Source organism: Nocardia sp. NBC_00881 (assembly GCF_045207455.1).
Classification (GTDB): domain Bacteria; phylum Actinomycetota; class Actinomycetes; order Mycobacteriales; family Mycobacteriaceae; genus Nocardia.
Genome location: NZ_CP108798.1, coordinates 7330393 through 7342682, shown reverse-complemented (window position 1 = coordinate 7342682; position 12290 = coordinate 7330393). Strand labels below are relative to the sequence as shown.

Sequence of the window (12290 nt, the reverse complement as noted above, 5' to 3'; positions counted from 1 at the left end):
CGCTGTCCGGTCGCGCTACGTCGGCAGCACCTGCCGGGTCCCCCACTGCGTCATCATGCGAAAGTGCTTGTCCCACCAATCCGCGGCCTCCGGAGAGAACATGGAGGGCGGCGGGACCTCACCGGGAAAGAGCAGCGCGCCATTGGGCGTGCCGACCTCGGTGGTCGTCGGGATTCCCGAACCGGGCACAAGCGACGCCGTGGCGTTCGTACCCACCTCGTACCCGACTTCGGCGGACACCAGTGGCACCGGAGCACCCCGGGGCTGCGCCGACAGCGGCAGGCGGGCGGCGAGACCTCCTATCCCAGCTGTCGGCTCGGCGAACGATCCGCCCGTCTGGGCAGGCCGCCCCGATCCGTGCTCGCCGGGGGCCGTACCGCGGTCACCGGCACCGGCCGAGCCGGCGACGACGCGACCATCCGCCGTCACTCGCGCGTCGGCCGCCACCGCGGTGGACGTCGGCCGCACGAAACCGTTCATCGCGTAGACACCGCCGACGAGCAACCCGCCCGCCAGCACGCTGGCCGCCGCGAACATCGCCGCTCCGCCCCGCACCCGAGGCACCACCTCCTCGACCGGCTCGTCGAACCCGTCCACAGCCACCCGCGCGCTCGACGCCGCACCCACCGCGGACGCGAAAGCGGCCATCCTGCATGGGATCACCGGTGCGCCGAAGCTCTGCACCGCGGCGAGCACCGACGACTCGGCGCCCGCCGACCCGATCAGCACCACCGCGTCCGGTCTGGTCGCGGCCGCCTCCAGCTGATCCCACGCCGCCGTAACAGCCATGCCGAGCGATTCGGATGTCGCCCTGCCCGCCTGACCGACCGCGGCGAGCACCCGGCGGCGACCTCGGTCGACCAGGGTGAACGCCTGATACCCGGGCACGACCTCGCCGACCAGCAGGTTGTCGAATTCGTCGAGCCAGGTCATCAAGCTCGCCACGCTCAGGTGGGCGGATTTGGCCGAAACCATCGAGGCAGTGTGCCACGGACCGGCCGCCAGCGCGGACACGATGGTCCGCCGCTCAGCGGCGTCCCGGTAGGCGACCGCCGCGCCGCCGATCTCCCGGTCGGGCCCGAGGTCGGCGGCAAGTTCGTCCAGCACCGTCGCTACCGCCGCTGCTACGTCCGCCTTGGTGTCACCATGCGTATGTTGCGATCGATGCAGCAGAACGCGCTCGGACAGCGTCCCGCAATCGGCGAGCGCTACCGCGTGCACGGCGCCACGTTCGGTGGAAACGCCAAGAGTTATCACTGATCGAGCTACCACAGACCACCCCTTCCCTGTGCGCATTGACCGGGACAACGAGCTTTGCCGAATGCCATGAGCGCCATGGATTCCCTGCTCGGAACACGCGTCACAACGCACGCGCGCTCGGTATGTGTTCGAGGCCATATTCGTCGCGGATGGGTGCGGAAAATCAACGGACCTGAACAAACACCGCACATGCGCGTGTCGCGCTCGTGCCCTACCGTTAGCCTGGATGCGTGGAAGTACGCGCGGAGGCCAGGTCGAAACAACGTCTGGACCCTGCGTTGGAGCTGCAGGACGACCCACGGGAGCTCATGCCGCGGCGCCGACCGACGCAGGAACGCAGCAAACGCAAGTTCGATGCCCTGCTACAGGCGTCCCGGGAACTGCTCGTCGAGGTCGGGTTCGAGTCGTTCACCTGTGAAGAGGTCGCGGCGCGTGCGGAGGTACCGATCGGCACGCTGTACCAGTTCTTCGCCAACAAGTACGTCATCGTCTGTGAGTTGAATCGGCAAGACTTGGTTGCCGTTTCCCAGGAGCTGGCCGATTTCCACGGCGAGATCCCGTCACTGGACTGGTTGCGGCACATGAACCAGTTCGTCGATCACCTGGCCAACCTCTGGATGACCGACCCGTCGCGGCGGGAGGTGTGGCTTGCCATGCAGTCCACTCCGTCCACCCGGACTACCGGTGCGATCCACGAGAAGCAATTCGCCGAGGTCGTGTCGCAGATGCTGCGACCGCTCACCCCGCGCACGCCGCGGGCGCGCCGCACCATGATGGCCGAAGTGCTGGTGCACGTGGTCTATTCGATGCTGAACTTCTCGGTGCAGGATGATCAGAGCAACGCGGAGGCGGTCTCCGAGCTCAAGCGACTGATGGTCGCCTACCTGCTCGTGGCGGAGAAGGAATCACGCACCGCCAGCGAACGGTAGCGGGTGATCCCGGCGCGAGCCGGGATCACTTCCGCGCTGACCTGATATTTGTTCAGTCTTCGACGATATCGGCCGGCTCACCCGGGTCTTCCAGCACGACCATCGCGGCCGCGGTGTCGCCATCGTGCGTCAGCGACAGATGAACCCTTACCCGTGGGAGGAATTCGGCGGCGACGCCGTGCAGCTTGATGCTCGGCCTGCCCCACGCGTCGTTGACCACCTCGATCAGGGGATAAGGGTTGTCCCCGATCTGCGGGCGACGGGCGAACCGGGACGAGGCCCAGGCTTTGATCACAGCCTCCTTCGCCGCCCACCGCGTCGCGTAGCTGCGCGCCGGGTCGGTCCCTTTACTCTGGCAGTATCGCCGCTCGCCTGCGGTGAAACTTTCCCGGAGCATCGTGGTTCCGGCGCGTTCGAGCTGTTCGGCGAACTCGGAGATAGTCACCAAGTCCAAGCCGATACCGAGGATCGTCATAGCCGCGCAGCCTACGACCTGGCCGACGCGCCCGTGCAGGTACCCCGCGCGGCGGGTTGCCCCGCCGCGCTCGAGATCAGGCGCATCCGAACCCGTTCGCCTGGTACGCGCCATCCTGCCCAAGGCGCGCCTCCGGTGCGAGCAGCACGTCGGCTTCCAGCTGCCGAGCCCGCTCGGCGGGGGTGCCGTCCCCGCCGAAACGGCGATCCGCGGGACGCTCGTACAGCGGAGCGCCACCGCACATCGCTTCGGAGAATCGCTGCCGCCCTGCCAGCTGACGCTCCTGCGCCCTGCGCTGGTACTCCGCACGTCGGCCAGGCTCGATGGCCTGGATGAACGCCTCCGGATGCACCACGGCGAGCAGGCCGGACACGTGCCCGAAGCCGAGCGAGGTCAGCAGACCCGCCTTGAGCGGGAACCGGTCGCCGAAGCGCAGCGGCTCGCGTACCCACACCAGGTGCGGGTATTCCCGCATCTTGTCGTCGACGCAGTCCAGGCTCCGGTTCGGCGGCACCACACCGCTTTCCAGCACCTGGCACAGGCCGATCAGCTGGAATGCCGCCGCGCCGCCCTTGGCGTGCCCGGTCAGGCTCTTCTGCGAGACGACGAACAGCGGAGCGCCATCCGACCGCCCGATCGCGGCGGCAAGCCGCTCGTGCAGCTCGGACTCGTTCGGGTCGTTGACGGCGGTCGAGGTGTCGTGCTTGGAGATCACCGCGATGTCGTCGGGCTGCACGCCGAGCTTGCGCAGTTCGGCGGCCAACCGCGACTCGCGCCCGCCACGGCCCGCGCCGAGCGCACCGAGGCCCGGCGCCGGGATCGACGTGTGCACGCCGTCGGCGTACGACTGCACGAACGCCACCACGCCGAGCACCGGCAAACCGAGCTCCATGGCGATATCACCACGCGCCAGCAGCACGGTGCCACCGCCCTGCGACTCCACGAACCCGCCGCGACGGCGGTCGTTGGCGCGGGAGAAATACCGGTCGCTGATGCCCTTGGCGCTCATGGTCGCGGAGTTCGCGGTGGCGGACATGTCACCGAAGCCGACGATGCCCTCGATACCGAGGTCGTCGTAGCCGCCGGCGACCACCAGCTCCGCCTTGCCGAGCCGGATCTTGTCCACGCCCTCCTCGACCGACACCGCTGCGGTGGCGCAGGCCGCCACCGGGTGCACCATCGCGCCATAGCTGCCGACGTAGGACTGAACCACATGCGCCAGCGCCACGTTCGGCAGCGCCTCCTGCAGGATGTCGTTCGGGCGCGACTCACCGAGCAGGTTGTCGATGTAGAGCGAGCGCATCGAGGACATGCCGCCCATACCGGTGCCCTGGGTGTTGGCCACCAGCGAGGGATGCACCCAGCTCATCAGCTCGGCCGGGCTGAACCCGGAGCTGATGAACGCGTCCACCGTGCACACGATGTTCCACAGCGCGACCCGGTCCACCGAGGCGGCCATGTCGGGCGAGATGCCCCAGATGGTCGGATCCCAGCCGGTCGGGATCTGGCCGCCGACGGTGCGCGACAGCTTGGCTCGCCGCGGCACCCGGATCTCGGTGCCTGCCTTGCGCGTCACGGTCCAGTCGCCGGAGTCGGCGACCGGCGTGATCACCGTGTGCTCCGGGTCGGAGGCGTGGAAGGCACGGGCCTCGGCCTCGCCGCCCACCGTGAACGACAGGTCTTGGTCGAGGAAGACGGAGGTCATCAGCGGGGCCGTGTTGTCTGCCATGGCGCCGTCGTCCTCGTAACGGCGCACGCCGCACCGGGCGACCACCGTGTCGTGGTACCGCTCGGCCACCTCGTGTTCGGGCACGTAGTCACCGGACTCGGCGTCGTACCAGCCTGGCTTCGGGTCGTTCTCCCAGGTGATCAGGCCGGTGGTCCAGGCGAGCTCCAGCACACCCGCGGCCGACAGCTCGTCGGAAACCTCCATTTCGAACCGGGTGCGCGCCGAACCGTACGGGCCGAGCTCACCGGCACCGACGATGACCACCATGTCGGCAAGATCGGCGGTGACGCCATCGAACTCGGGCACCGGCAGAGCCGAGGTCATGGTCGGCGGTGTGGGCAGCGCCGCGATCGTCCTCGCCGCATCGGCTTCCGCGGTCTCGGCTTCGGCCTGCTCCGCTGCCTGCTTGGCCAGCGCGGGCAGATCCAGCTTGACTCTGGACAGTCCGCCGGTCAGGTCGATCTGCTGCGGGCCTGTCGCGGTAACCTGGCGAGCTCGCGAGGTGCACCACTTGACCAGCTCGTCGGCCATCTCGGTGGTGGACCAGGTGTGCACGCCTGCCTTCTCGACCGCCGCGGCGATCGGGTCGTTGTGGCCCATCAGGCCGGTGCCGCGCACCCAGCCGATCAACGCGTGTACCAGGGTGACCCGGGCGGACCAGGACTTCTCCGCCCGCCACTTGGCGACCACCGCGTCCAGCGCCGCCTTCGCCTCGCCGTAGGCTCCGTCGCCGCCGAACATGCCACGGTTGGGCGAACCCGGCAGGACCACATGCAGTTTCGCGTCCACGTCGTGGTCGGCGCCCAGCTTGGACAGTCCGCCGATCAGGCGCTCGACCGACCAGAGCAGCACCCGCATCTCGAGCTCCGCGCGGCTGCCCGCGTCCGCGAGGTCACCGGCCACCCGCGGCGCCGCGAACGGCAGCAGCAGGGTTGGGGTCATCGCGTCCTTGATCTTGATCTTCGCGCCGCCCGCGTTGTCGACCTGCTCGGTGCCGACCCAGTCGATCAGCTCGTCGATGTCCTGGTAAGACGCCATATTCGCGGGCAAGACCCAGAGCGCGGCGCCGTGGCGGGCATTCTCCCGGTACAGCTTCCGGTAGAAACCGAGGCGCTCGTCGTTCAGGCTCGAAGTGGTCACCACCACCGTGGCGCCACCGCTGAGCAGACGCCCGGTGACCGCCGCCGCGATGGACCCCTTGCTCGCGCCGGTGATCACCGCGACATCGGAAGACCAGAGCCCGGGCTCTGCGGTGCTCCGCGCCGCTTCGGCGATACGCTCGTACACCCGGGCAAGCACCGAACGTGCCTCACGCATGGCCCGCTGACGCCACCAATCGGCTTGCGCCGCAACAGCTTCGCCCGCACCGAGGAATCCGGTCACCGGGCCTTCTGCGGAGCCGACGTCGTCGAGCAGCCAGAGCCGGGCAAGATCCTCACGCGCTGTGGCCCACCGGTCGTCCAGCAGCACCGCCTTGCGCGCGTCGAACACGGGCGCGACCTGACGTGGCCAGTCCGAACCCAGTTCGGCCGAGACCAGGTCGACCAGCGAGTCGTCGGTCGCCTCCGGCGCGGACACCCGCTCGGAAAGGCCGAGCTGTTCGAGCACCACCCGGGCGGCCGTGGCGAGCACGCCGTCGCGTCCGGTGATCTGCTCGGTGAACTCGCCCAGCGCGGCCGCGTCGACGGTCGCGCCGCCGCCACCGCCCGCCGAAGGCAGCGACACCGCGACACCGCGACGGGCCGCGACGGCCTGCACGGCGGCATCGATGGCCGCGTCGACCGATGCGGCGTCACCCAGCGTGCCGGAGACCAGCCCGCCCAGGTCGCCACCGCGCACGCTGGTGCCCTCACGGGTGCCGAGCGACACCTCGGTGGTCACGTGGCTGGCCCACCCGTCGCCGAGCTCCCAGACCTTCTTCACGCGCTCGGCGATCGCGGCCGGGCGCTTGCCGGACGGACCGAACACCTTGCGCAGGTGGTCGCCGATGGCGTCGTTCAGCACCGAACCGAACGGTTTGTAGGTGCGTGCCAGGCGCTCCACCGTCACGGACAGCGCACCCATGTCGGCATCGGCCGCGCCGTCGATCGCGCCGAGCGAGAGCTCGGAGCCGAGGTCGACGAGCAGCTGGTTGCGCCGCGACGAGACGCCATCGCACAGCCCCTCGATGGTGTCCACCGGACCGATCTGGTCCAGCCGCAGCTTGGTCCACAGCGCGATCAGCACGCGGGTGGCGTCGGCGGCGGTGAACGGGATGTCGTCGGGACGCGCGCCACCCGAGCTCGGCGCCGGCGCCGCGACCGGAGCGGCTGCCGCGACGGGGGCCGCGGAAGCGGTGACCGCGGGCTCCTCGATCGGCTCGTCGACCGGCGCCGGGTCGGTGTCGGTCGAGTACACGAGCGCGGCCTCGCGCTCGATGTTGAGCACCTCGACTGTGGCGGCGTCGAACGCCGGCAGCTTCAGCGTCTGGCTTGCCAGGTTGGCCACCGTGGGCGTCACGCCGAGACCGATCTCGACGAAACGCTCGACGCCGAGGCCGCCGTGTGCGACATCGGTGAACAGCAGGTCCTGAGTCTCGATCCAGCGCACCGGGCTGGCGAACTGCCACGCGAGCAGCTCGACCAGCACCACGCGGCACAGGTCGGTCGGCCGGGCCGCCCAGCTGTCGAAGTCGGCGAGCACCGCGGCCAGCGGCTCGGAGGGCACCAGATCCGCGATCTCCTGGACGAACGCGCGCTCCAGTGAGAACGGCTTGGGCACCAGATTCGGGATGTACCGGCCGATCAGAGTCTCCGGCTGCAGGTCGGCGGGCAGCAGCTGCTCGAGCTTCTGCCGGAATTCCGGAACACCCTTGCGCAGCACAGTGGAGTGGAACGGCACGTCGATACCGGGCACCACGATGAACGCACGCCTACCGCCGAATTCCGCGCGGCGCCGGTCGATCTCTTCCTCCAGCGCCGCCAAACCCGCCACCGTGCCGGCGATCGCGTATTGCGAGCCGCGCAGGTTCAGGTTGACCACCTCGAGGAACTCGCCGACCCGCTCGGCGATGCCGTTGACGAAGTCGATCACCTCGGAGTCGGGCAGCCCGATCTGGGAGGGCCGGATGGCGGCCATCCGGTAGTCACTTCGGCCCTTGGCGTCCCGCGGCACCAGCTCGTGCATGGCCGAGCCACGCTGGAACACCACCTCCAGCACCGCTTCCAGCGGAAGCACTCCGGCGACCGCCGCGAGCGCGTTGTACTCACCGACCGAGTGGCCCGCGAGCATCGCGCCTTCGACGAACGCACCGGCCTCGCGCAACTCCGCCACCTGGGCGACCCCGAGGGTCGCCATGGCGACCTGGGTGAACTGGGTCAGGTGCAGCACACCGTCCGGGTGCCGGTGCTCGACGCCGCGCGCCTTCAGGTAGGTCGGGTTGTCCCGCACCACGGCCAGGATGGAGAAGCCGAGCGCCGCGCGGGTGTGCTTGTCGGCACGGTCCCAGATCTCCTTGGCGGCCTTCGAGCGGGAACGGGCGTCCAGGCCCATGCCCTTGCGCTGGATGCCCTGACCCGGGAAGGCGTAGACGGTCTTCGGCGCCGCGGTGCGACCGGTCGCGGTCATCACCAGTTCGCCGCCGGCCCGGCAGGAAACCTCGATGATCTCGCTGCCCGCGTCGACCGCGACGCGCTCCACCCGCACATCGATCTCCGCGCCAGGGCGGACCATGCCGAGGAAGCGGGTGGTCCACGCGGTCAGCGTCCGCGCGGGAACCGAGCTGTCCGGATCGATCGCGGACACCGCGTGCTGCGCGGCGGCCGACAGCCACATGCCGTGCACGATCGGGCTGCCGAGACCGGCCAGCTTCGCGGCGGAATCGCTGGTGTGGATCGGGTTGTGATCGCCGGAGACGGCAGCGAACGCGTGCATGGCGCGCGGGGCCACCATGGTGACGTCCCGACGACGCCTGCGCGGGGTGTCGGTGGCCGTGTCGGACACGGTGCCCGCCGCGCGGGGCGGATCGGTCAGCTCGCCGGTGCCGTTGCGTCCCCGGATCGCGAAGCGCTCGGTGAGGGTGGCCAGCACCGGCATGGACATCCCGGTCTCGGGCTTGTCCAGCATGGCGGTGATCCGGACGTGCACCTCGACGACCCGGCCGAGGTCGGTGTCGAGGGTTTCGCCTGCCTCCGCGCGGACCGCGAGCACGCTGGTCTCGGTGGGCAGGTCGGCGGCGAGGTGGATCTGGTGGTCCAGGTGGACCAGGTCGAGCATGCCCTCGATGACGCTTTCGCCGTTGGCGGTGCGCGCCGCGCCCAGCACCGCGAAGACGGCGGGCCAGCAGGCGCCGACCAGCACGTCGGGGGCGGTGCGGCCGAGCGTACTCAGCGACACGGGCAAGCCGGAGCCGGTGACACCCGCGTGGTCGGCGATCAGATCCGGCGTCCAGGCCAGATTCACGTGCGCGACCCTGCCCTTCACCTCCGGCAGCGCCTGGCCGGCGGCGACGGCGAGCAGCGCGGCCATCGCCTTGTCGGCGTCGGCCTCCGTGACGACCGGGGCACCGCCGTTGTAGATGGATACCGGAACCGTGATGCGGATACGGACCGCGTTGCCCGCCAGCAACGGAACGGTCAGCTCGACGTAGGAGTGCTCCGCTTCGGGTCCCGTGGTCTCGACGAGCGTCGCGCCACTGGTCGGATGCACCGCGCCCTTGCCGTCGACGACCCATTCGGTCAGATCACCGAGCCGGTGCACCGGGCTGATAGTGGTGCGTCCGGCCCACTGCACGTCCGGTGCGGCGAGCACAGCGTCGATCGGACCGCTGGTCACGTCCGCGGTACGGCGCGCGTCGACCGCCGCGGGCACAACGCCGGCACGTACCAGCGAGTACGCGGTGTCCTGTTCGAAGCGGTCCAGCAGCTCGCCGACCGGCTCGTCGACCCGGGTGATGCCCGCGACCGAGACGGTGCCGGGGATGACGCACACCTGGTCGGCCGAGTAACGCGGATCGTGCGCCTGCCACAGCGAATCCGAGCGCCACCAGCGGCGCACGTCACCGTCGACGACCGGGACGAAGTTCACCGGCTTACCCGGTGTCTTGCACAGCGCCACGAAGAACGGAACGTCGGCGGGGTGCAGCAGCGTCTGTGCCATCGCCGGGTACCGCTGCTTCAGCGTGCACAGCGCGGCAACCGGGTCCTCGAAGTCCTCGTCGGCCGCGAACAGGGTGGGGATCTCGCCGCGGTCCGCCGGATGCAGCCGGGATTCGGTGCGGCGCATCATCTCCGCGAACCGGTCACGCCAAGTGATGTCCAGCCAGACCGAGCGGGTCGCCTCGGTGATGGCGTCGCCGATGTCGCTGCCGCAGTCGAAGTCCTTGCGGTGATCCAGGCCCACCGCGAGCTCGACGTAGCGCTCCAGCCAGTCCTGGTAGGTCATGGTCGCCACGTCGCCGAAATACGGCTTGGCGGTGGCGTTCAGCGCCGCGATGATCTCGTCCCTGCGCCCGGCGACCGCGTCGGCGTCGCCCGCGACCTCGTCGAGCAGGCGGCCGGTGCGCGAGGCCGCGTTGTCGATTTCGTGGATGTCGGCGCCCAATTGACTACGACCCGAGGCCATTCCGCCGGACGCGGTGCCCGCGCCGACCCAGTCGGGGGTACCGGGAGTGTCCACGAGCAGCTGCTTGACCTCCGGCGCGGTCGTGGCTTCCAGCGTCGCCATGGCCGCGGTGCCGACCAGCACACCATCCAGCGGCATCACGGGGTAGCCGTGCGGAATCGCCCATTCGCCGGTGAGGTACTGCGTCGCGCGCTCGGGAGTGCCGATGCCGCCGCCGACACACACCACCACGTTGGCACGGTTGCGCAGCTCGGCGTAGGTGTCCAGCAGCAGGTCGTCCAGGTCCTCCCAGGAGTGGTGGCCACCCGCCTTGCCACCCTCGATGTGGACGATCACCGGATAGTCCGGGACTTCGTCGGCGATCCGGAGCACGGCCCGGATCTGGGCGACGGTGCCCGGCTTGAACGCGACGTGCGAGATGCCGACCTCGGTGAGTTCCTCGATCAGCGCGACGGCTTCCTCGAGTTCAGGAATACCCGCGGTCACGATGACGCCGTCGAACGGCGCGCCCGCGGTGCGGGCCCGCTGCACCAGACGCTTGCCGCCCAACTGCAGCTTCCACAGGTAGGGGTCGAGAAACAGTGAGTTGAACTGCACCGCGCGACCCGGGTGCAGCAGTTTCTTCAGCTCGGCCACTCGGTCGGCGAAGATCTGCTCGGTCACCTGGCCGCCACCGGCCAGCTCCGCCCAGTGCCCCGCGTTCGCCGCGGCCGCGACGATCTTCGCGTCGACGGTGGTCGGGGTCATGCCCGCGAGCAGGATCGGCGAGCGACCGGTCAGCCTGGTGAAGGCGGTCTCGACCACGATGCGGCCATTGGGCAGCCGGATCGGTCGCGGCGCGAACGCCGACCACGGGTCTGCCGGCTCCGGCGCAGCCCCTGGCGTGAGCAGGCTGCGCTGCCCCGCGCGGGTGGCCGCGGCGATCATGCCGACGCCGGTGCCCTTCAGCGAGCCGGAGGTGATCCGGGTCAGCAGATCGCCAGGCCCGAGGTCCAGAATCCATTGCGCGCCAGCGGAAATCATGCCGTCGACAACGCCGACCCAGTCGACCGGATCCACCAGGATCTGCTGCGCCAGTCCGCCCGCCAGGTCGGCGTCCACAGCGCACTGGGTGGCCCAGCTGGTCACCAGGTCGACGGTGTCGGCCAGTGCCGGGTGGTGGAACGCCACATCGACGGACACATCTTCGAAGACCGGCGCGAACACCGAGCCGCCACGTATCTTCGCGTCACGCTCGCGCGCCTGCTCGTCGTGGAGCTGCACGCACCGCTGACGCACCCGCTCCAGCTGTGCCGGTGCGCCGGAGAGCACCGCACGCCGACGGCCGTTGCGGATCGACATCACTACCGCCGCGGCGGGGTCCACACCCGCGCTCACCTCCGCGACCACGGCGCGCAGCCGCTCGGGATCGACATTCGACACCGCGACCATCGGCGAGCGATCGCCCACCGGCATCACTCCGCGCCGCCGTGCGACCAAACCCGCTGCCGCGCCGATCATTTGCGCGATCGCAAGCAGCTCGGCGTCGCGCCGGCCACCCGCCTCGACCGCGGCGGCCGCGAGCAGACCCTGCGAGTGGCCGACGATCGCGGCGGGCGCGTGCTCGGTCGTATCCAGTCCGTGCAGCCGCAGCGCCCGCACGGCCGCCACCTGAGTCAGCAGCACACCGGGCATCGACACCGCGGCCGAACGCAGCACATGCTCGGATGGCGCCGCGGAGGTCTCGCCCTCGTCGGTGTCCGCCAGCTCGTTCTCCAGCATCCAACCGATCGGGTCGAAGCCGACCGGCCGCACGACAAGCAACTGCGCCGCGACTGGTTCCAGCAGCGTGGCCGCCTCGTTGACCAGTGCGGTCAGCTCCGGCTCCAGCGCGCTGTCGCGCCCGATCTCCTCCAACTCGCGCAGCCATTCCGCGCCTTGTCCGCCGAAGGCGAGCGCGTACGGAACGCCGCCGAGCAGACGATCCAGCAGCGGCGACCGCGCGCCCCCTGCCGCGGCCTTCCCGGCGGCGCCGACCACCTTGGCGCTCCGTCCGGTCCCGGTCTTGGTGCTCTCGTTGATCGTCAAGACGCTTCGACTTCCTTTTCCGTGCGACATGCCCTCGTCGACACGCCGCTCCCTACCGGTATGCGGGTGATCGCAGAGCATCGGCCTGATACCGGCGAGGATGACACAAAATCATGAGGAAATCCTCACGTTTGCTCGCCGGCGTCTGCCCTACCGTCGAGTATTCGCGTACGCACGTACTAGAACATTCTGAAGCATGACTCGTCCTCATGTTTGAAGCCGCTGGTCG

The 12290-nt window shown here is 69.8% G+C and carries 4 protein-coding genes; 1 reads left to right on the top strand and 3 read right to left on the bottom strand.

Features of this window, described 5'->3' with window-relative positions; genetic code table 11:
- Window positions 1-15 precede the first annotated feature (15 nt).
- Window positions 16-1272: a hypothetical protein gene (locus OH799_RS31100; RefSeq protein ID WP_406271541.1), complete on the bottom strand. Its 1257-nt coding sequence runs from the start codon at window positions 1270-1272 to the stop codon at window positions 16-18.
- A 296-nt stretch (window positions 1273-1568) separates the two neighbouring features.
- Here OH799_RS31100 and OH799_RS31095 point away from each other — a divergent pair, with 296 nt between their 5' ends.
- Window positions 1569-2189: a TetR family transcriptional regulator gene (locus OH799_RS31095; RefSeq protein WP_406282761.1), complete on the top strand. Its 621-nt coding sequence runs from the start codon at window positions 1569-1571 to the stop codon at window positions 2187-2189.
- A gap of 52 nt (window positions 2190-2241) precedes the next feature.
- Here OH799_RS31095 and OH799_RS31090 read toward each other — a convergent pair whose 3' ends face one another.
- Window positions 2242-2664: a holo-ACP synthase gene (locus OH799_RS31090; protein WP_406271538.1), complete on the bottom strand. Its 423-nt coding sequence runs from the start codon at window positions 2662-2664 to the stop codon at window positions 2242-2244.
- A gap of 76 nt (window positions 2665-2740) precedes the next feature.
- On the bottom strand, window positions 2741-12061 hold the full coding sequence (locus OH799_RS31085) for a fatty acid synthase subunit beta domain-containing protein (RefSeq protein WP_406271535.1): 9321 nt from the start codon (window positions 12059-12061) through the stop codon (window positions 2741-2743).
- Between the last annotated feature and the right edge of the window lie 229 nt (window positions 12062-12290).

Bases quoted from the DNA above. Each gene is read 5' to 3' on its own strand.
- OH799_RS31095 (WP_406282761.1), top strand. From the start codon at position 1,569: ATGCCGCGGCGCCGACCGACGCAGGAACGCAGCAAACGCAAGTTCGAT.
- OH799_RS31090 (WP_406271538.1), bottom strand. From the start codon at position 2,664: ATGACGATCCTCGGTATCGGCTTGGACTTGGTGACTATCTCCGAGTTC.